General features: G+C 51.6%; 18 protein-coding genes. 9 read left to right on the top strand and 9 right to left on the bottom strand.

What is annotated here, in order from left to right:
- Nucleotides 1-183 precede the first annotated feature (183 nt).
- The 6 genes from P8N76_17425 to P8N76_17400 all read left to right on the top strand — a co-directional run bounded on the left by P8N76_17425 (nucleotide 184) and on the right by P8N76_17400 (nucleotide 6,373).
- The gene (locus P8N76_17425; GenBank protein ID MDG2383456.1) at nucleotides 184-624 is read left to right on the top strand and encodes a hypothetical protein; all 441 of its coding nucleotides are present in this window, start codon (nucleotides 184-186) and stop codon (nucleotides 622-624) included.
- Nucleotides 625-741: 117 nt separating this feature from the next.
- Entirely contained in the window at nucleotides 742-1,563 is an 822-nt protein-coding gene (locus P8N76_17420) for a hypothetical protein (protein MDG2383455.1), read from the top strand.
- Between the two features lie 379 nt (nucleotides 1,564-1,942).
- Entirely contained in the window at nucleotides 1,943-2,629 is a 687-nt protein-coding gene (locus tag P8N76_17415; GenBank protein MDG2383454.1) for a serine hydrolase, read from the top strand.
- A 3-nt stretch (nucleotides 2,630-2,632) separates the two neighbouring features.
- On the top strand, nucleotides 2,633-3,082 hold the full coding sequence (locus P8N76_17410) for a hypothetical protein (GenBank protein ID MDG2383453.1): 450 nt from the start codon (nucleotides 2,633-2,635) through the stop codon (nucleotides 3,080-3,082).
- A gap of 644 nt (nucleotides 3,083-3,726) precedes the next feature.
- Nucleotides 3,727-5,343: an arylsulfatase gene (locus P8N76_17405; GenBank protein ID MDG2383452.1), complete on the top strand. Its 1,617-nt coding sequence runs from the start codon at nucleotides 3,727-3,729 to the stop codon at nucleotides 5,341-5,343.
- Between the two features lie 190 nt (nucleotides 5,344-5,533).
- The gene (locus tag P8N76_17400) at nucleotides 5,534-6,373 is read left to right on the top strand and encodes a c-type cytochrome (protein ID MDG2383451.1); all 840 of its coding nucleotides are present in this window, start codon (nucleotides 5,534-5,536) and stop codon (nucleotides 6,371-6,373) included.
- Nucleotides 6,374-6,581: 208 nt separating this feature from the next.
- Here the strand turns inward: P8N76_17400 and P8N76_17395 are convergent, their stop codons facing one another.
- Genes P8N76_17395 through P8N76_17385 form a run of 3 tightly spaced genes read right to left on the bottom strand, consistent with a single transcriptional unit; the run spans nucleotide 6,582 to nucleotide 9,009 of the window.
- Nucleotides 6,582-7,934, bottom strand: a complete 1,353-nt coding sequence (locus tag P8N76_17395) for a GTP-binding protein (protein MDG2383450.1) — start codon at nucleotides 7,932-7,934, stop codon at nucleotides 6,582-6,584.
- The gene (locus P8N76_17390; GenBank protein ID MDG2383449.1) at nucleotides 7,927-8,520 is read right to left on the bottom strand and encodes a MerC domain-containing protein; all 594 of its coding nucleotides are present in this window, start codon (nucleotides 8,518-8,520) and stop codon (nucleotides 7,927-7,929) included. Before P8N76_17390 ends, P8N76_17395 begins: the two co-directional genes overlap by 8 nt.
- A gap of 36 nt (nucleotides 8,521-8,556) precedes the next feature.
- A complete protein-coding gene (locus P8N76_17385; protein ID MDG2383448.1) occupies nucleotides 8,557-9,009 on the bottom strand; it encodes a hypothetical protein in 453 nt (150 codons plus the stop codon).
- A gap of 480 nt (nucleotides 9,010-9,489) precedes the next feature.
- On the opposite strand from P8N76_17385, the gene P8N76_17380 reads away from it, so the two are divergent.
- Nucleotides 9,490-9,708: a hypothetical protein gene (locus tag P8N76_17380; GenBank protein MDG2383447.1), complete on the top strand. Its 219-nt coding sequence runs from the start codon at nucleotides 9,490-9,492 to the stop codon at nucleotides 9,706-9,708.
- Nucleotides 9,709-9,938: 230 nt separating this feature from the next.
- Here the strand turns inward: P8N76_17380 and P8N76_17375 are convergent, their stop codons facing one another.
- On the bottom strand, nucleotides 9,939-11,285 hold the full coding sequence (locus P8N76_17375) for a hypothetical protein (protein MDG2383446.1): 1,347 nt from the start codon (nucleotides 11,283-11,285) through the stop codon (nucleotides 9,939-9,941).
- A gap of 683 nt (nucleotides 11,286-11,968) precedes the next feature.
- On the bottom strand, nucleotides 11,969-13,366 hold the full coding sequence (locus tag P8N76_17370; protein ID MDG2383445.1) for a sulfatase-like hydrolase/transferase: 1,398 nt from the start codon (nucleotides 13,364-13,366) through the stop codon (nucleotides 11,969-11,971).
- Between the two features lie 700 nt (nucleotides 13,367-14,066).
- On the opposite strand from P8N76_17370, the gene P8N76_17365 reads away from it, so the two are divergent.
- Complete coding sequence (locus P8N76_17365; protein MDG2383444.1) at nucleotides 14,067-14,864, top strand: sulfotransferase; 798 nt, start codon at nucleotides 14,067-14,069, stop codon at nucleotides 14,862-14,864.
- Here P8N76_17365 and P8N76_17360 read toward each other — a convergent pair.
- Nucleotides 14,818-15,249, bottom strand: coding sequence for a sulfatase-like hydrolase/transferase (locus tag P8N76_17360; protein MDG2383443.1), 432 nt, complete (start codon nucleotides 15,247-15,249; stop codon nucleotides 14,818-14,820). The genes P8N76_17365 and P8N76_17360 overlap by 47 nt on opposite strands.
- A gap of 532 nt (nucleotides 15,250-15,781) precedes the next feature.
- Here P8N76_17360 and P8N76_17355 point away from each other — a divergent pair.
- Nucleotides 15,782-16,888 carry a TauD/TfdA family dioxygenase gene (locus P8N76_17355; GenBank protein MDG2383442.1) on the top strand — a complete coding sequence of 369 codons (1,107 nt, stop codon included), beginning with the start codon at nucleotides 15,782-15,784 and terminating at the stop codon, nucleotides 16,886-16,888.
- Here P8N76_17355 and P8N76_17350 read toward each other — a convergent pair.
- The 3 genes from P8N76_17350 to P8N76_17340 all read right to left on the bottom strand — a co-directional run bounded on the left by P8N76_17350 (nucleotide 16,874) and on the right by P8N76_17340 (nucleotide 20,056).
- Nucleotides 16,874-17,287, bottom strand: coding sequence for a hypothetical protein (locus P8N76_17350; GenBank protein MDG2383441.1), 414 nt, complete (start codon nucleotides 17,285-17,287; stop codon nucleotides 16,874-16,876). The two genes, P8N76_17355 and P8N76_17350, sit on opposite strands and share 15 nt — an antisense overlap.
- 301 nt (nucleotides 17,288-17,588) lie before the next feature.
- Complete coding sequence (locus P8N76_17345; protein MDG2383440.1) at nucleotides 17,589-18,869, bottom strand: sulfatase-like hydrolase/transferase; 1,281 nt, start codon at nucleotides 18,867-18,869, stop codon at nucleotides 17,589-17,591.
- Nucleotides 18,866-20,056, bottom strand: a complete 1,191-nt coding sequence (locus tag P8N76_17340) for a VCBS repeat-containing protein (protein MDG2383439.1) — start codon at nucleotides 20,054-20,056, stop codon at nucleotides 18,866-18,868. Before P8N76_17340 ends, P8N76_17345 begins: the two co-directional genes overlap by 4 nt.
- Nucleotides 20,057-20,380: the final 324 nt, after the last annotated feature.

The following is a 20,380-nucleotide window of genomic DNA, read 5'->3' as shown; positions in this document are numbered from 1 at the left end:
CAAAATAGTCAACACACGAATGACAAGCATTCTCGATCAATGAACGCGAGTTCTCAATGACATCCCGCTAAGGCCACCATAAAATCGGGGTTGATTATTGAGCCGAATGAAATTGCGATGACGCTGCCTGACATCGCTTAAGCCGAGCATTTGCACGCCACATTTCCGGGAGAAATGCAACCGATGAGTACGAAAATTCTTTCACGTCGACTTTTCACTATCGTCGCTGGTTTTAGTTTGGCACGCTTGGTGCCGATGGCGACCAGTCACGGACAAGTGCGGACATACGACGCCCACTTCGTTGCCGTCGGCCCGACGATCGACGGTACGATCGCACCGAACGAATGGGATGCTGCGGCGAGCGGTGGCGAAACTTGGACTCTCTTGCGAACTCTTGATGGCGGCGAGCCGAATGAGGAAAACAACCGCTTCCGAGCACTTTGGAACCAAGAAGGACGATACATCTTGGGAGAGTCAGACTACGGAGAATGGGGCGATGACTTCATGGGGCAAAACCCAGCCGGAAGTGACTTTGCTGGTGATTTTTTCAATGTCTTCTTAGATCCCAATACGCTTGAAGCAGATAACATCGGTCAATTCGACAATGAAGTCGATAATTATTAGATCGGCTTTAATCTCTATGCTGGTGCAGGCAATTGCGGTGGCGACCTCATACCAGACACGGCCGATGACTGTACGCAAGATCCCGCGGACGGTGAACTACCGTCGGACGGCGTCAGCGTGACAGGCTCGACGTTTGGCAGCCTGACAGCTGCTCATGCAGATGGATTATTCAACAACGATACCGACTGGGAGCATCTGCGTCGAACCCACATCAGTTGCGATGCGGGTGAAAATGGCGCGGTGATCGAGATGTTGATTCCCTGGGAGGAATTTGATGCACCGGCCGAGGCCAATAAAACAGGCGAGGCAACGGGTTTGAACCATCCTTTCGCGCCAAGCGAAAATGATGTTTGGTTTTTCAATGTCACGCGACAATCGACAGATGCCGCCAATTTTTTGCCACCGTGGAATTGGACAAGCAGCCAATTCTTTGCCTCACACGGGAACGGTGCAGCCGGTGAAGGCCACGGCGAGCTTCGGTTCGTCGGGGGAGATACCGGACTGACAGGCGATTACAATGGCAATGGCGAGCTCGATGCGGGGGATCTTGATGTGCACTCACAGTACATTAAAGAGAATGATCTGGCTGGTGATGTCAACGCAGACGGAAAAACAGATACGGCAGACAGAGTTGCGTGGACAGAACAACTCCAGAATTTGTGGTTAGCCGATTCGAATTTCGACGGCGAATTTAGCAGTAGTGACTTTGTCTTGGTTTTCGGTACTGCCAAATACGAAACGGGAAACGTGGCTGGCTACGCCGAAGGCGACTGGAACGGTGACATGGTTTTCGATAGCGGCGACTTTGTTGCAGCATTCACCGGTGGCGGGTATGAACAAGGACCGCGTGCTGCCGTCAACGCAGTGCCGGAACCTGCATCATTCGTCATGGTGATCGTTGGTTTACTCGGATTAGTCGCCCATCGCCGATATCGTTAATGCCAACCGTAATCAGGCCACTCATCCGCGAAGTGGCGTCATAGAATTCGACCTCTACGGCAGACCAGCGTGCGTCGATCGTCTGGGGTTTCAAAGGCGTCACACACGTTAACAGTGCGTTGACGTCACGTGATTGATCGTCGTATCGACTGGATCACCATCGTTACTTACTTCTCTATTTCACTTAAACTCGATTTCCTATTCAGTCGCTGGGATGAAAAACGTCGCCGGCATTTTTTGTCACTGGCAGAGCACTTCCCTGATGGATTGCCGGAATGTCAATCGTCACAACGACGCTTACGGTTGACGCCAAGGAAGCCTGCGTCTATCACTTGTTGATTCGCGTTTGAGTTTTACGAAAGAGAAATTGGCTGGTCAAATGTCACTTACAGGTTCGACGAAATCGATTACAAAATCAAACCAACATTCAATAGAACCCCAAGCGTATTACCCGCTCGCCGAGTCGCGAGGCGGTTGGCGTTGGTTGGACTCAGCGAACGATGTTCGTAAACAGGCAGGGATGGATGCCGACAAGCTGGCTCAACTGTTCAAGCTGCAGACGTTCTTATTCGGAAATTTCCCCGCAGGCATCGTGATCATTCGGAATGGCTACCTAGTTTGCGAACACCATACCTTTATGAGTTTGGCGACCAGCCGATATGACATTTGGTCCTGCACGAAGTCGCTAACGGGGCTCGCATGGGGGCTGCTTTTGGACGATTTCGAAAATGATCGTCAAACCCATGACAGCGGACAAATCGTCGATCTTGACACTCCCGCTTGTTCATTAATACCCGAAGCGTATCCGCCGTCCGATCTGCAAAAGGAGTGGATCACGATCCGACACCTTCTTACCATGACATCGGGGATTGCTGGCGAGTCAATGGGAGTCTACGGCATCCCCACGACAACGGGAAGTTGCCCCTTTGAACATGCACTTGGACGTTGCCCAAATCGGTACGGCAAATCAGTCGATCAATTGGCTACCAAGCCGGGGACGAAGTGGGACTATAGCGACCCCGCGATGGCTCTTCTGTCGCTCATCTTCGCGAATATTGCTGGATAAGAGATGCATGAATACATGCAAAATCGATTATTCAATCCGATCGGATTCGCACAAGCGAGTTGGGACGTGATCGGTGGCACCGGTTCCATCGGTCCTCATACCAGCGCCCACGTTGGCATGCACATATCAGCACGCGAACTTGCTCGGATTGGCTACCTAGCAATTCGCCAAGGTTGCTGGGACAGCAAACTGCTGATTCCCCGCGCGTGGTTAAAACTGGCAACTCAGTCTTCGCAAGAGTTGAATCCCAATTACGGCTATGCTTTTTGGGTGAATAGTCAGGGGACGCGTTGGCCCGGCCTACCGAACGATATGTTTGCCATGGAAGGTTACAACTCAAATCGATGTTACATCATTTCATCTCTTGATCTGGTTGTTGCACGAGTGGGTTCGGGGCCACGTACACGGAATGAGACCGACTTCATTACCCAGGTCGTTGAGGCAATCAATTGACAGACGTATTGATGGCTGGCAAGACGCGGGTAGCTGGCATGACACGGTCGATAATGGCCACAATCGGCCTCTGTGTCAATTCATCTAGTTTTTGGTACGCCCTTCAAAGTTTATTGACGACCTAGGCATCGAATGCAAGTTCCGCGGCGGTCAAACCGAACGCAATTTGCAAGAAATCTAATTGAGTGCGGCTGGACCATCCTCCGCAATTTGGCGGACTACGTAGTGCGCCGAGGTGAAACGACCCGCTGTACGAAAGCCCCAATTGGCCCATGACTGGGGATTGACCGGCATTCCGAATGGCGAGTCTGAAACCCGCCTCCTATCCCAACCAGGCCAAAATCGATGCAATCGATTCCCAAGTAGGGAGATGGAGCGTTTGCAGTTCGATGACGCCTCGTCTAAAAGGTTAAATAGCCGTCCTGTCACCCCGACTTGAAATCAAAACAGATCATCGCAGTGAATTGCGGCGAGCTGTTTCTTTTGCCTTCATGCTGACCACGGGTGCGCGAATAATTGTCAACCCGCCTCAACCGACGTCAGACGCCACCAATTTCTGCAGACCGATTTCACATGGTAACATGTTACAGATTGTTCGTTTGAATCATTTGTCTAAGCAGCGTTCGTGCCAAGGAGACTCCCAAGTGAATCCAAAGAACCATCGTTTGCTGTGTCGCTCCGCGGTGTTGGTGTTGCTGCTCCTCGTTACGGTCGCGTCAGCCGACGATCGACCCAACATTGTATTGATCATGGCGGACGATCTGGGGTATTCCGATCTGGGTTGCTATGGCTCTGAGATTGAAACTCCCAACCTTGATCGTTTAGCGGATGAAGGTCTGCGATTCACACAATTCTACAACAACGCCAAGTGTACGCCTTCTCGAAAAACGTTGCTAACGGGATTGTATCCTCGACAGGTAAAAGAAGGCGAAATGAGAAGCGTTGTAAATGTCGCACAGGTTCTCAAGACCGTCGGTTATCGAACACTGATGACAGGAAAGAATGATGGCGGCATTGCGAGTCTGCCGACGGACGGCGGCTTCGACCGCTTCTACGGTCTCAACGATGGCGCGAGCAACTATTTTAATCCAGGGCTGAAACGTTCGGGTGAAAAGGAACCCGGCAGAAAACACCCTAATGAACAACGTTCATGGGCCATCGACAATAGGATCATTCAGCCATTCACACCGGAAGATCGAAACTTCTATGCCACGGACGCATTTACCGATGCTGCCGTTAGGTATCTGGATCAGTACGGCAAAGATGACGATCCATTCTTCCTTTATGTTTCGTACACGGCTCCCCATTTTCCACTTCAGGCTTGGCCGAAGGACATTGCCAAGTATCGCGGTAGATATAAGATCGGCTGGGACGCGATTCGACAACAGCGTTACAATCGCCTTCTCGAAATGGGCATCATCGACAGACAATGGAAACTGCCACCACGCGACCGCCATGTTCCGAAGTGGGATGACGTTAAGGACAAGGATAGTCGTGACCTAGAAATGGCTGTCTATGCCGCGATGATAGATCGCATGGACCAGGGCATCGGACGCATCATGGCCAAAGTTCGGCAGCTCGGCATTGAAGAAAACACGCTTTTGCTTTTTCTGTCAGATAACGGATCGTGCGCAGAAGACTACAAGGCCTTCGATGCCACGGCCAACGAAGTACCGCCTGGGCCGATGGAGTCATACCGCACGTTGGGAGTTGCCTGGGCCAACGCAAGTAACACTCCTTTCCGAAAATATAAATGGTGGAACCACGAAGGCGGCGTCTCCACGCCGTTGATCGCCTACTGGCCTGATGTAATCCAAGACGGCGGGAGAATCTCTCACCAAATAGGCCACATCATGGACATTATGGTTACCTGCTTAAACGTTGCCGGCGTTCGCTCACCAGTCTACAGCAATAGCCACCAAATCCAGTCTCTCGAAGGCAGAAGCCTCTTGCCGATCTTCCAGGGCGAGCAACGCCAGAACTCTGAATTTTTCCATTGGCGGTTTGGCGGCAGCGGTGCCGTCAGAAAAGGAAAATGGAAACTGATTTCCGCCGACACAAACCCAAGAACAGGCATCGATTTTTTCAAGGACAACGGAGACAACTCGAAGCGAAACTCTAACAGCGAGATGCAATGGGAACTTTACGATATGCAGTCCGACCGCACCGAAACCAACAACGTGGCGGACAAGTATCCGGAGATTACACGGCAATTGTCGCAGGCCTGGAAGCAATGGAATAGACGAATGGAGAACAACTGAAACTTGAAATACATCAGACCTTTTGAATGAACTTCAAGAGGGCTGCAATTCGGCGAGAGGATCTAATGGCAAACGTTCGACGTGCTGTTGGACCTGCCGCTGTTCCACACACGCAGTCATCTGGCCGTTTCAACTGGCCGTCAGTCAGGTCGAGGCAGGCTGGGGCCCGAACCAGACGCGGGAACTCGTCGTGCGTGTCATTGCGGAGCTCTCCGCCGAGATCTCGCTCGTCTACGAAGGCACCGAGGTTCTGCTCAAGGACGGCGGCGTCATCCACGACATCGCATTCAACAACAGCGATCTCTGGTTGAAAGATGCACGGCCACTCGTCATCCAGTCGGCCGCCGGCAGCATCCAACTCATTCCTAAAGACCGCATCAACAAAAAGAACGACTTCAAACGTTCCCTGATGTACGACGCCGCGGCCCTTAGCCTGGAGGCTCAAGACATCGCCGATATTGCGACATGGCTTCAATCCTATCAGGCTGCTACCAGCCCAGGCGACGGAGAGCTTCCCCCTGCTAAGACCGTATTCGTGCGGAAGTGGACGGTGGATGAAGCTGCCGACGCGTGGAGCACGTTGAAAGATACGGGCGACCCCGTTTGCGGAAAAACAATATTCGCGACCGCGCGCTGCGTCGTTTGCCACGGAACGGAAGGAACCGGAGGACTGAACGGTCCCGATCTCACCTCGCTCGCTCGTCCATTTTCACCACGCGATATTCTGACGTCAATCATCGAACCCTCGCGAGTGATCGACAAGAAATACGCTGCTGAAACATTGATACTTGCGAATGGCCTCGCTCGAACTGGCCGGGTTGTATCCGGTGACGATCGCTCGTCAGACTTGGAAATCGTCACCAGTTTTTTGGAGCCGACGAAGACCATGAAGATCGCCAAGTCTGACGTGGTGCAACGGCAAACCTCACCGGTGTCAGCCATGCCCAGTGGCTTGTTGGATTACTTCAGCAAGGACGAAATCGTCGATCTGATCGCTTACTTGTTGGCGAACCAAAAACCGCCCAAGTGAGCGGTACCGTACTGACCGACGCTGCCCCGACAAAAAAGGTTTTAACCGCGTCTTTCTTTCGAAATCAAGCCTTTGGCAAGCACATCGAAGGGCTTTCTCATTGCGGAGAGCAAGGTTTACGCCCTCGAGCGAGCACTCGCAGCATCCCGCCAACTTCCCGCCCTTATCAAGCAGCAAGCGGCCCGACAGGCGACCAGCGCCCGGGGCACTAGTGCGAGGAAAGATGGTCGTGGTCGTGATCCATTAATTCCCATTCGGAAATGGGATCTTCGTAGTTAGCCCAAGCGATGGGACCGGCTTTGAATTCTTCGTCCGACAGCAGACATTGATCGAGCCGATGCCGGAAGTCTGCTTCGTCCAGGTCATGACCGATGACAACCAGTTCTTGACGCCGATCGCCATAGGGTGGCTTTGAGATTTGACTCATGTCGTTTTTGAATTCCGGGTCGTCTGGCCATTCTTCCGACGGGGTGGCACTCCACCAAAAACCTGCACATTCAAGCTTTCCGACGAGGCCGGCTTGTTGCCATAGACCGGCGAGCTCCATGCGTGTCGCCAGCCAGACGTGCCCTTTCGAACGGACGACGTCTTCCAAACCGCCCCCCGTGAAGAACTCGTAGAACCGAGCGGGATGAAACGGACGTCGGGTCTGATAAGCAAACGACTCGAAACCGTATTTTTCGGCATCGATGCCCCATCCTTCGCTTGGTTTCTCCAACCAGTCCGGCTGCGTCTCGGCCCACTCTTCCGTAAATAGGCCGGTATTCAGAATCTCGGTCAGGTCAATCTGCCCAAATGATGTCTCCAGGAGTCGAGCCTGTGGATTTAGACTGCCGATTATCCCACGCAACATCGCGAGCTGCTTGTCGGTCAGCAGGTCTACCTTGTTGATGATGATGACGTTCGCGAACTCAATCTGGTTAACCAGCAGTTGAGCGATGTCACGATCATCTTCTTCGGTGAAGCCGATACTACGATCCCGTAGTTCATCAATCGATTGAAAGTCTTCGAGGAAATTGTAGCCATCGACCAACGTTACCATCGTGTCGAGCTTCGCGACGTTGCCCAAGCTTCGACCGTCCTCGTCTTCAAAGATGAATGTCTCCGCCACTGGAAGCGGTTCGGAGATCCCAGTCGACTCAATCAGCAGGTAATCAAATTGTCCCTCGACCGCGAGACGTCCCACTTCCCGAAGCAGGTCTTCACGAAGCGTGCAACAGATGCAACCATTGGACAGCTCGATCATTTTTTCTTCTGATCGATTCAAAGTCGCGTCACCGCCCTTTAAGAGCTGGGAGTCGATATTGATCTCGCTCATATCGTTAACAATTAACGCGCCCCGCAAACCCTGACGATTATTGAGAACGTGATTCAGCAGAGTCGTCTTGCCGGCCCCGAGAAAACCCGAAAAAACGGTCACTGGAATCGGTTCTTGGGCTTCTTCGGGCACGGGCAACGACATCAGGAAAGGCAATGCTAGCGAGGCCGATTCGCTGGCCATCGTTGTTTCTTCTTCCGTCGAAGTAGATTCCTCGAGGTTATCGTCCTTTGCATCAGTCACCCTTCGACCCTCGCTCTAAGGTACTCCGAGAGTCGCCATCCGTCAGGCAGCAACTGCTACCCCGACATTTGCACTTCTTCATGTGATTAAGGGCATGGCCGACGACAAGCAGCAGCCCACCAACGGGTGTGATGAGAAGGGGGATCCAAGCGAGAACGATTCCAGATGCCGACGTCGGTGCGATCGTTTCACTCGCCTGGCATGTCGAGCAATCACCACCCGCCGTTGCCATGGCAGCAGAAGGCTCATCGCTCGAGCAAGAAGCACAACAAGTTCCTTCCAATCCAAAGGCAGCCGTCGTCAAAAGCAGCAATCCAGCTGCTGCCCAAATCGCGGGTAGGAAACTCCGATGGCTTCTCCAACCCGGTACAAATGCGGCCGCGGCGAGCCCAAAGCAAAGCACTGCCATCCACTTGTGGAATACTTCATCAGCCAGCCAGCTAAGACCAAGTGTCGGCAAATAGACCAACACCAAAGGCATGGCTGCGCAATGGATTGCACAGCCGATGGAAGCGATCATCCCGGCCCAATCAGCCCAGGTACGACGGGGTAATAGAATGTTCAAGGGCATTTCGCTGGCAAACATCTTGCTCACATTTCCTTCTTAAGTGGGACTGCCGTATCACTCGTGCAGGGCGAGTTGCAATCGGAATATCCTGGGTTTGCAAAGTCGCTGAAGCTCTAATTGCAGGTTTGCGTTAAGTTGCTCATGATGATCGGGAAGCAGCAATGTCAGTGCGGCATGAATTTCTTTCGCTCGTTGAATCCTGCATTCGATTTCGACTCGATATCGTGATTGTGGTAAGCAACGTACTTCTCCTTTGGGATTCCTTGCCGACATCCGATCCCGCCAGAATCGTTCGATCGGACACTCCTTGTCGCCTCGAAAAAAGAGAATTCGAAACTCCTGGAGGTCGTGGACTCGATTGTTGCACGCTTCATAACTCACCGTTTCCAGATCGGCCTCGGCTGCAAAAAGAACTTCCACCTCAACAAACTCGTCTCCGATTCGTTTGACAAAGTCCTCATCCAATGTATGGGTGACGACGACCAAAGCTTTGGGAGATTGCGCCATTGCGTTCCGAGCGCTGGCAGACCAGTACGCTACTAAAGCAACGCCGACGCAAAAGAGCGTCGCTGCACTTCGTAATTTCAGCATAGAAAATCCCGCGATTGATCTTGGGGCATCGTCCACCCACCTTGATATGGCCCGCAGAGCACTTTTTCACCGAGCATCCTAAAGTTCTTTTCCACGCGGGAATTAAACTCGATGCGCCGGGGAAGCCTTCGTGCACTGATTACTCGTCTTCGTAAACGCGTTACTACACCGCCACTTATGCAACATAAACCCACATGCAATTGGTTTGCATGTTCTAGCGAATCGACGACGTCTTTGCAAGCAGACGAACACTCCGGACAGTTTTTATCTGGTCCGTCGAGTTTTCATCTCAAAAATCTAGAATCGCGAACCGGCCACAGATGCAATGCACTTGCAAATATCGTTTTTTATTGTGACGACTCATTGCGCTTAGTCGCCAGGCATGGAAAGACGGTCATGTTGGCCTATTTTGCCAGCGAACGCGGAAGTCTGATGCACCCGTTGATCGTGGGGATATCAAGTGCGATTCCTCATTCGCTTTCATCAATGGCGATCGCCGCCACGGTTCATTGGCCCCATCAGATGATCGCTGACGATCATCACCACGAGAACGATAAGTTAACTCAAGCGGTGCGATCGATTAGCGCAGGAGAGATTGTCATCGTCAGACTGTGAATGTTTTGGACCACGTGGAAGGTGAGGCCAGCTAAGTGTAGCTGTGGCAGCCATGCGAGCTCATGTCAAAAGCCCAGAAAGACTGATTCCGCTTCGAGGACAAGGGCTGGATACTGAAAGACGAGCGCGAACCATCTGGAACCTAGCGGGACTACCGTGGTCGGAGGATAAGGGTGGGGCTGAGAACTGACATGGATCTGCTCTACTTGGTACGAGAGGCAAACAGATGATCACTTCCATGATCGCAAAACTCGCAATCTGACGAAATATCCGGCTGTTGCGAAACCGACCGCGACGAGGCCCCCCATCCAAATCCAAGAGAAACCGGCTGTGCCAGTCACCGCGGATGCTTCAAGGGAAGCCGTTGAGGATTCATCGCTGACGACCTGATCATTTTCCTTCGGAGACTCGGGCACCGTCGGCGGCAGAGGGACGGCTGATGTCGGGCCCTGCTCGGCGGTCTCGGCCAAAGCGATTTGCTCTCTTGCCAGCCGAACAGCCTCAGGATCTTGCACGCTGAGCTGGGCAAGTGCATCCGCCGCATGGGGTTCGGGGCATTTGATCAGATACTTCAAAACAGGCACACGTACGAACTGCGTCTTTTCGTTGGCGTTCTCGAACAATTCGACTAACCGGGGAATGACCGACCAATCCTGCCACTTTACTAGATCAGGAATGACCAAGTCAGCCAGTTCGGGTGTCACCAGCACATGACGGAGAGCTTGTGCGAGCCTCGAGCGTGAAAACTGCTCCCATTGTGCATCGTGAGCGCGAACAGCCATGATTGCAGCGTACCTCTCGCCATACTCGGCATCGGGATTGCCAAGATACTGCCGCTCGATTCTCTGTAGAGCCTGCTCTCCGCCAAGCGACAAGATACAGGCAATGGCGGCGTCCAAACCGATACGGAAAGTATCATCCACCCGATGACGTACGAGCAGCTCATCGAAAAGTCCGATGTCATTTTGCGTTCCGCAGATGCTGAGCAGTGTCCAGTACAGTCGTCGACGCCGCACGGAGACATTCCCATCCCGTATTTGCTGGACGACCCAATCCGGTGAAAGATCATTACGCAACTCGGCAGTTTCCGCAAACGAGGCCCGCGCAAACTCGTTGTATGCGTCATTGGCGATTAAGCTGTCGTCGCTATCGAGATACGGCAGAAAAAACAGTAGTCGCTCGCGTCCCATTGCCGGAACCTTTTTCAGGCCTTCCAAAAACGCGACCGCTTCGGTCGTGAGAAGCGTTGGTGACTCCCAACGGTACGGGTCACCTCCAAAGGATTTGATCAGGTAGGTTTCGCCTTGCTGAACCTCATTCCAACAGCGCGTCCGCAATCGAAATCCAGGCGGGCAGTCCCCTTTGATCGACTCAGTAACTTGAAACTCCTGGTTCGATGCTTCCTGGTCATCCAACTGAGGCGTTGGGCCCGTACTTACCGCCTTGACGGCGACTTTCGCGTTTTTCAGTTCGTTGGTCAGCGTATCGATTATTTCGGAGCAAAATGCGCAGGCCCACACATCGGCTGCATGCGTGACGACCAACAGAAAAATGATTCTTTTTGCGATATTAGGCATAGTTCGACCCGAGTGCCAGCTATCTTGATGATCTCGCATTTCTAGGTCAACTTCGATTTGGTGTCTGTGTGCCTGATTCTCGTCAAGGTCCTCGTCAAGTCAGCGGTGTATTCTTTCGATTCTTGGTCGAACACATCGCGAGCAAAGGACTGCGATGGCATTCCCCGGATTCGGTCGAGTACGATTTGCAATTGTCGTCACTGCCGGGAATCAGATCGAGGAATTAGCCTGCCAGGTACGAGATTCAATCGTGCTCACGTTCGTACAGTCATCCACCCGAAATAAGCTGATTGGTCGCGCCCGGCGTCCATCACTCGCTGAAGTCGCATCGCCGAATTTCGCTTGCGCTTACGGCATATGGAAAGTTAAAGCAACCGCTCAGATTTCTGCGTCGTCAGTTTCTATCGGAGAGAGGATTGCCATTCACGAGTGGGCTCTTGCACAAGCCGATTGAGCAAGCAAGCCGATTGAGCAAGCAAGTCGATTGAGCAAGCAAGTCGAACGCCTTTCACATTTCAGAGAGCAATGTTTACGTTGTCGAGCGATCAGTCGAGGTATTTCGCTATTTCCCGATCGACAAGCTAGGCTTGGAAAATCATTCGGGTGAGTTGACTACGAGCATCTCTTCGGTGCATTGTGTGCATGCGTCGCCTTGCGTTGAAAGATACTGTTTCGTTTTTGTCTCACTGCAGTCCAAGCAGGATCTCAACGGCTTCGTAATCGCCAGTGTCGGCTGCGTATTGACGCAGTAAATCCTGATGTCGCTTCAGTACTCGTTGGTGTGACGGATCACGCGACAGATTCCGCATTTCATGCGGATCTTTCTGCAGATCCACCAAGGATTCACGATGTTCACCCAGATCGTAAACCGCATATTTATAATCGACTGTCCGAAGCATTCGTCCCCGACATTGTGGTACCTCTTTTTCACCTCTGGGCACGGCACCCTGTACCATATGATTCGAAACAACAAGGTAATCGCGCCACTTCGCCACACTGGAATTTTCACAAATGGGTTTCAAAGAAAGACCTTTGAGCGAGTTGGGACTCTTGATCCCCGCGAAGTCCATCATGGTGGGTAATGTGTCGATACCCACATTCACAAGCTTACGTGTGATGCCGGTGTCAACATGTCCTGGGTACGCAACAATCAAAGGAACACGTGCCGATTCTTCGTAGAATACCGTCTTCTGAGCGAACTGATGTGCACCGGTGCAATCGCCGTGATCAGCAGTGAATATGACCAACGTGTCCTGCTCGAGTCCGGATTGGCTTAAAGCCGTCAGCACTTTTCCAATCTCGCGATCAGCTCGTTCAATCAGACGATAATATCCCCATCGCATTTGACGCCATTTATCAGCGTCGAAATCAGCAATCGGTGTCATTTCTGTCGCTTGATAACTTCTGCGCATTAAAGTCATGCTGTCCGTTTCATCGATCGGTGGCGCAAAGTTGACAGGCACAGGTGGACAATCCTCAGGCTCAGGAAAATCACCAATCGGTCCACCAGGAATCTTCTGGCCTCGCACCAGTTGACAGATGTCGTGCGGACTGGTGAAAGAGGTCACAAGAAAAAACGGTTTGTCTCGTTTCTGATTGAGAAAGGCAATTGCTCGTGCGGGGATAGCATGATCGGCACCATTGCCCTGGAGCACGCCCGTTTGATCAAAACCATGACGTGCCTTGTCGCTCTTTTTGATATTTAAATGCCATTTACCAAAATAGCCCGTGTCATATCCAGCATCCTTAAAATGTTTTCCCATGCAAACCATCTGCGCTGGCAACGGTTTTTTAGCGTTGGATTGCAGGCCGGTTTCAAACGGGTAGTAACCGCTAAAGATTGAGTTTCGCGAGGGCACACAAATTGGGTTCGACACGTAGGCACAATCAAAACGCATCCCTCGTTTTGCTAACGCATCCAGGTGCGGCGTTTTGACATAGCGATCACCCATCACACAGCTCATCACATCCGCGTAATTCTGTTCGGTGATGACAAACAAAATATTCGGACGCTCGGCTGCCGAGACTGACAGCGTAGGCCCAAGTAATCCGCAAAAGATCATGACTAGTTTTGTCGGCATATACATATCACTTTTGAAGGGTTCGCGCTGCCGTGAGGAATTCAGCTAACAGCCCACATCTTGAAGTTGCGATATTTGAATCGTTTCAAGGCGCCTGTCGTCGAGCGATCTGCCCTGCTCTGTTCGGATCGCCTCTCGTCATTCCATCATCTGTCCGATCGATAAAAGACGGAATGACAATTTGACTTCCGACGTCAGACCATTTCCGACGTCAGACCTATAGTGAACAAAATCAAAGCACTCATGATCGTGATATCGTCTCCCAGTCGAACCATACCGCGCTGGCCGAGACCCGGTGTCAAAGATGCGCGAACGAGGCTCATCTTGCGTTCATTGCCTTGCATTTCATGCTCACATAGGCCCGAGCTTCGCACCACATCACAAAGACAGCTGGGGATACAGTCGTGTAAAGGGAGCCATCGATCCCGTTACACGACTGCATCACTTGAATTAGTGCTTCTTTCTCGTAGACTGGATTGAAAAGCAAATTACTGTCAGTAGCAGTTCAGCTGACTCGACAAGTCTTTCAGCGCTATCCGATCTAAGGAAGATATGAAGAGTCAAGTCCCAATAGAGCAACTCCTCGAGGTTAGACAAAAATAAGTGAAAGGGACGGCCAACAGTTATAGTCGACTTATTTTAGTTAAGGAAGTTCGCAATTGATATTGCGACTATGTCAGTCAAGGCTGTGGGGTAGAAAATGACGCAAAAGTTCGTTGTCATGTCAACAATGCGATCTGGAACAACATGGTTGGTGTCGCTCCTAGATAGCCACGAACAGATCACGTGTGCTGGTGAAATGCTGCATCAAAAGCTCCGTCAATGCAAGCTGATCACGTATCACAAGGAATCTTCCTTGGGCTATTACCTGGCGGAGCGTCCAGGGAAACGCAAAATACTTAAGCGGAATAAACACCGTGTACTATTTGAATATCTCGATTGGTTCTACGCCTCTTATGATGACAGCTCGGCGCTGGGCTTCAAACTCATGCTTGATGACATTAATCAATTCCCTGATGTGGTAGAGTACCTGCGTCATCAGGATGTGAAAGTCATTCTATTGCTGCGACGCAATTTGGTCGATCGGCTCATCTCTCACGCGCTTTTTTCAACAAGAGAGCCTCCACATGGTGTGACTGCAAAAGAAAAGGTTTATCGCCTCATTAATCGCTATAGGTTTGCCAGATTGGATGCTAGTGGTCAGTTGATTTTGAATTTGAACAATTCTATGAAAAGGCTAGGCTTCTATGAAAATGAAAATGCGGCACTAAAGCACCATGCGACTCAATGCGAGACTGAAGTAATCTACTATGAAGACCTTGCAGGAAATATTGATGAATGCATGCGTAACGTGTTTCCGTTTCTCGGTATCAGTGCGACAAATTTGAGTTCGAGCCGGAAAAAAGTTCGGACAAAAAATATCTCTGATGTCGTAAAGAATTTCAGCGAGTTTAGTAAACGGCTCGAAGGAACACGATTTCAAGAATTCTTGAAATAACACAAGAATTGCTCAGATTACCAAAATAGCCCGTGTCATATCCAGCATCCTTGAAATGTTTTCCCATGCAAACCATCTGCGCTGGCAACGGTTTTTTAGCGTTGGATTGCAGGCCGGTTTCAAATGGGTAGTAACCGCTGAAGATTGAGTTTCGCGAGGGCACACAAATTGGGTTCGACACGTAGGCACAATCAAAACGCATCCCTCGTTTTGCCAATGCATCCAGGTGCGGCGTTTTGACATAGCGATCACCCATCACACAGCTCATCACATCCGCGTAATTCTGTTCGGTGATGACAAACAAAATGTTCGGACGCTCGGCTGCCGAGACTGACAGCGTAGCCCCAAGTAATCCGCAAAAGATCATGACTAGTTTTGTCGTCATATACATATCACTTTTGAAGGGTTCGCGCTGCCGTGAGGAATTCAGCTAACAGCCCACATTTTGAAGTTACGATATTTGAATCGGTACACGGCGTCTGTCGTCGAGCAATCTACCCTGCTCCACTCGGATCGCCTCCCGTCATTCTTTCATCTGTCCGATCGATAAAAGACGGAATGAAGATTTGATTTCCGATGTCAGACCTAATCGAACAAAATCAAAACACTTATTATCATGATATCGTCTCCCAGTCGAACCACAGCCCGCTGGCCGAGACCCGTTCGCGACAACGGGGACGGGAGCCATTTCTGCCGGAGACGCATCGTCGCGAAAATGCGATTAATGGGTTAAGATCCACGGCAGCTGGTGGAGTGGCTTCCTCGGAAAGCATGACCATGAACGAAACTTTTCCCAGAAGAAATCAACAAAAAAAGGATTCGTCCGAACCAATATTTCGTTGCCAGCCCCAATGGTGGAGCAACTTCTCGAACTTTTTCGAAGCATGCCCGAATCAGCTTTTAACTGGATTATGAAGATGTTAAAGAACAGATTCTTAACGAAGAGTGAATGTGTCTCTGAAGTGAAAAAGTTTCCAGTCGTGATGTGCCCCGAAGACAATCAATCATTCGAAAACACAGCGAAAGAAATCGCTGATCGAAAAATTGAGTTACTTACCTCACTACACGAGAGTGGCGCTCTTCTATTTAGAAATTGCAATATCAAAAGTCATGAGAATTTTGTCCGCATTCTAGAAATGCTCGACATATCTCCCTGTGATAATCATGAATATTACGGGGAAGTGATGCGAGATAATTTAGGGGCTGTAAAGGGCGTTATGGATGTCACTTTTTCGTCCAATTCGTCCGTAATCATTCCGCACACGGAAGCATTCTATTGGTTCAAACAACCCAAATACATTTCTTTCTTCTGTGAGGAGACGAACTGCAGGTATGGAGAGACACCACTGTTCAACTGTGTTGAAATCCTACGGGACATTCCGGATGAATTGTTAAATAAACTAAAAGACAAGAAGATTTTGATGGAATTCAGGTTTTCTTCAGGCCCATCGTCGATCAGTTCAAATAATTCGGGATGGCAAAAGAAAAACACCTGGCAGAGAGCGTTTGGCACAGAAGATCGATCGATTGTGGAAGCGATTCTGAACCGTGACGATGTCGAATTCAAATGGGAAGCGAGCGGATCCTTATTTGTAGGCGTACATGTCAAGTTGATCTCAACGCATCCGAAGACAGGTGAGCGTTGCTTCAGGGGAATCTTGTATCCTTCGAACAATAACCGAAACTTTATGATCAAAAATTACATTCGACCGAGGATGGGATGGCTACATTATTTGAACCTATCTCTTCGAGATTTGCATCGAAATATTAAGATGAAGATCAATCGCATCGATGCCCGCGACTGTCTATGGGTTGCTCGCCTCGTCGGGGCAAGTCTGTCGAAGCGGGAGAAGGATATTTTGACGAATGCATACTTTAAGAATGTATCGATTTTTCGGTGGAGATCGGATGACATGATCCTGATCGATAATGTGAAAGTCGGGCACGCGAGGCTAAACGTGGATTCGACGAGAAAAATCAAGATTTACATTGGCCGATATTTTGACCAGTCAGAGATTGGCTGAGCATTCGGGTTTTACCTGATTAGATAATCGATGTTGCGGATTCACAACTAATCGCACATCGTTGATTTGGACGAATTTCATCGCGGCATACACGTCACAGAACGTACAGAGGTCGCCTTCTCCTGCAAGCCGCGATGCGCATGCCCATCGTGCCACCAGAAGCGGACGTTGCTGACCGCGATTCATGTTGCCGAAGAGGTCTGTTCGCCCGTCGCACATCGGCAAGTCGTTTTGACCATTCCCAAGCGTCTTCGGCTGCACACGCGCTTCGATCGTCAGCTGGTGGGCGAACTTGCCTCTTGTGCTTGGCGGTGTCTCAGGGCCAAGGCACAACGGCTGCTCGGTCGGGACGATGTCGTGCCACGAATGTGGCGGCGAGATGAAAGTAGTGTCGTTCATCGAACCGCCTCAGGCAGACGTGATCGAAGATATCTTGAAGTGCTGTAGATTGTGGCAGTGGTCAACAAAGAAGGCACCACCTGAGGTGAAAGGCTAGATCCTCGAGTTGGATGGCGCCCACTCGAATTGCTCGATTGGATCACCAGACCAAGCCGATCCATCGCAGGAGCTGGCCTACGTCGATATCGATACCTTCCTGGCCAGCTTTTGATCATCACTGATACACGTCGGCAACAACGCTCGCAGAGCCGTTCTTAGTCAGCACCATTCGCTGCGCGCCATCAGGCTTGGCATCAACAGCTTATTGCCGCTCGTCGACAGCACTTTTTTTCAGATCGGCCATTAGCCTCGCCAATTTTTCGCGTGCCGCATTCGCGGCTACGTCATCGCCATTCACGTTAATCGGACCCGCCTCATCCGAATCCTCTTTCATGTGAAAGAGACGGCCGTCGGCGTAGAGCTTCCAGTCGTTGTCGCGCAGCCATTCCTTGCCGCTCCACCAGGTGTAGACCCACTGACGCGGCGTCAGATTCTTCCCTTTCAAGGCCGCCACGAAACTCTGCCCGTCGATCACTCTGTCTTGAGGCACCGCCGTCCCTGCTAGTTCCGCCAGAGTCGGCATGAAATCCGTGAAGTCAACCAGATCCGTGTTCAGCGACCCAGCCTTAATCGTGCCCGGCCAGCTCGCGAGCAACGGCACACGGGTGCCGGCATCCGTCAACTTGCCTTTGCCGCCTTTCAGCTTCTTGCCATTCACAATGGAGGTCACATTCGTCGGCGTCCCGTTGTCACCCGTAAAAAGAATCAGGGTGTTCTCACGCAGCCCCAAGCGGTCGAGGACTGCCGTCAGCTTGCCGACTTGCCGATCCATCTCTTCCACCATTCCCTTGAAGTTCAGATGCTTCCCGTTGGGGCCGGCCGGCTCATCTTTCTTGGGCCAGTGGGTCAAGGCCATAGGGTAGTAGGCCAAGAAGGGCTGTTCCTGGTTGGTTTCGATGAAATCGATGAGAAAATCGCAGTACAAATCCGGCCCGTACTTATCCTTTGTATTCTGCATGATCGTGTCGTTGTGATAGAGCATCGGTTCGTAGTAGCGCGGTCCCTCGTGCCAGGCCCAGACCGCGCTCTCCTGAAAACCGAAGCGGCGCACATGCCCGGGATCCGTCTTTTGCAAGATCATTTGCCACTTGCCCGCCAGCGCCGTGGCGTAGCCTGCCTCGTGCAACACACGGCCAAAGGTGATTTCGTTCCTAGGTAGCAGGCCCCAGGTCGTGGTCGTACGCAGTGTGTAACGCCCGGTCATGAGCGTCACCCGCGAGGGACTGCATTTCGGAGTGGAGAAACAGTTGGTGAATCGCATCCCCGACACGGCCAGCGCGTCAAGGTTCGGGGTCCTGTAGGAAGTGCCGCCATAGCTGCCCAGGCATTCGTAGCCCAGATCATCTGCCATGATCAGCACGATGTTCGCCCGCCGTGGCGAGGCAGGCTTACGATCGACGGCCAATGCATCGCCTGCCGCTCCAAAGCAAAGTAAAAATTTCAAAATCAAAAGTGCGAAAGTGTTGAAACGCATTAAATTCATTTCGTTGGGTTCTCGTACCAGAAGACGCCTAATTGATCGCGTTCCTCGCAACTCATCAGATCAAGGTCGCCGTCACCGTCGACGTCAATCATTTCGATCCGGTCGTATTTTATCCCGAGCGGTCCACCAATGTCATGGTCCGTCCACTGCTTGTCCGTTGAGGATTGGGAATGACTTAACCAGAACACGCCCGAGAGTTCGTTGTCGGCATGCTCGCAAGTGCCAACGATATCCATCTTCCCATCGCCATCCACATCCACGATGCGAGCCGCCTTGGAGGTGCCGTATCTCGTAGGGAAGCTGATTCGACGCTCCTGCCATTTCTCCCTAAGATCCTTGGGCGGTGACAGAATAATAAAATCCCGCTTCGGTACCGGCACCACAATCTCGCGACGCCCGTCGCCGTTGAGATCGGCAATGTCAAGAAACATTACCTGCTCGCCTACCGCACCGATCACATGCTCCTTCCACTTGTCGACAGCGTTCGGGTTCTCCAACCAGAAGACGCGCGAGTTCTCGCCCTTGCGGTCCGACGCCAGGATATCCAGATCCCCGTCTCCGTCCATATCCGTCTTGCGCAAACTCATGATCCAGCTGGCCTGAGCCAAGTGATGAAACTTCCAGGCCTTCGAATCCCGCAGATTCTTCGGCGCCTCAAGCCAGCCAACAACACCGCTACCCACTTTCCCCTTGGAGGCGACGACCAAATCCACGCCCCCCTTGCCGTCCATCTGCATTGGCATAGCAAACATCCACGATGCTTTGTTCGCGGTCACCGGAAAGGCTTCCGTCTTCCAGGCCGACTCGTCCAGATAGTTGGTTTTGTCCTTCGGGGCCCAGTGCACAAAAATCGTTTTGGTTTTGCCCTCGCAACAGCTGACAATGTCGATCGCTCCGTCATTGTCGACATCGAAAAAAACAGCGTCCTCGGCGTTCTTCACCCTGCCAACGGTTACCGACGGCCATTCAGCTTTGGACTCTTTCGGACCGGGGTTGAGATAGGCACGCACCACGCCGCCTTCCTCCCAACCGGTGGCCACGTCAAACAAGCCATCACCGTTGACATCCATGAGACGCACGCCATCCGCACCTATCGACGATCGATCGATGGTGTGCCGTTCCCAGGGTTCCGCAGTGGCGTTAATCGTCAGCAACAACATCGCCAACAGCGACCAGATGATTCTCATGTTTGATACTTCTTTCCACAAAACAACGCAAACCGTGGCCTTGGTCCGTCCGAGCGACGAGACGCTCCATTTTGATGACTCGTCCAGTCCAACGCAAATCTCTCACCAAATGCCCGTGGCCGAACGCCAGAAAACGAACAGAAGAGTCAGGCCGGTTGTTTGATTCTTGAATCGACGAGCAAGGATCGTAGCCATTCCTATCAGGCTGAAGCGTCGCGGCTGATACGAGAATTCGGCCGGCAGTCCCTTCTGCTGGAGTGCCGCATGCGTTTCATCGTCGAGGAGACTACGAACCGCCCTGACTCCACGGTTCTCGATTTTGAA

Source organism: Pirellulaceae bacterium (assembly GCA_029243025.1).
Taxonomy (GTDB): Bacteria; Planctomycetota; Planctomycetia; order Pirellulales; family Pirellulaceae.
This window is presented reverse-complemented; position numbering and strand designations above follow the sequence as displayed.

Bases quoted from the DNA above. Each gene is read 5' to 3' on its own strand.
- P8N76_17425 (MDG2383456.1), top strand. From the start codon at position 184: ATGAGTACGAAAATTCTTTCACGTCGACTTTTCACTATCGTCGCTGGT.
- P8N76_17415 (MDG2383454.1), top strand. From the start codon at position 1,943: ATGTCACTTACAGGTTCGACGAAATCGATTACAAAATCAAACCAACAT.
- P8N76_17410 (MDG2383453.1), top strand. From the start codon at position 2,633: ATGCATGAATACATGCAAAATCGATTATTCAATCCGATCGGATTCGCA.
- P8N76_17390 (MDG2383449.1), bottom strand. From the start codon at position 8,520: ATGTTTGCCAGCGAAATGCCCTTGAACATTCTATTACCCCGTCGTACC.
- P8N76_17385 (MDG2383448.1), bottom strand. From the start codon at position 9,009: ATGGCGCAATCTCCCAAAGCTTTGGTCGTCGTCACCCATACATTGGAT.
- P8N76_17380 (MDG2383447.1), top strand. From the start codon at position 9,490: ATGTTGGCCTATTTTGCCAGCGAACGCGGAAGTCTGATGCACCCGTTG.
- P8N76_17375 (MDG2383446.1), bottom strand. From the start codon at position 11,285: ATGCCTAATATCGCAAAAAGAATCATTTTTCTGTTGGTCGTCACGCAT.
- P8N76_17370 (MDG2383445.1), bottom strand. From the start codon at position 13,366: ATGCCGACAAAACTAGTCATGATCTTTTGCGGATTACTTGGGCCTACG.
- P8N76_17365 (MDG2383444.1), top strand. From the start codon at position 14,067: ATGACGCAAAAGTTCGTTGTCATGTCAACAATGCGATCTGGAACAACA.
- P8N76_17360 (MDG2383443.1), bottom strand. From the start codon at position 15,249: ATGACGACAAAACTAGTCATGATCTTTTGCGGATTACTTGGGGCTACG.
- P8N76_17355 (MDG2383442.1), top strand. From the start codon at position 15,782: ATGTTAAAGAACAGATTCTTAACGAAGAGTGAATGTGTCTCTGAAGTG.
- P8N76_17350 (MDG2383441.1), bottom strand. From the start codon at position 17,287: ATGAACGACACTACTTTCATCTCGCCGCCACATTCGTGGCACGACATC.
- P8N76_17345 (MDG2383440.1), bottom strand. From the start codon at position 18,869: ATGAATTTAATGCGTTTCAACACTTTCGCACTTTTGATTTTGAAATTT.
- P8N76_17340 (MDG2383439.1), bottom strand. From the start codon at position 20,056: ATGAGAATCATCTGGTCGCTGTTGGCGATGTTGTTGCTGACGATTAAC.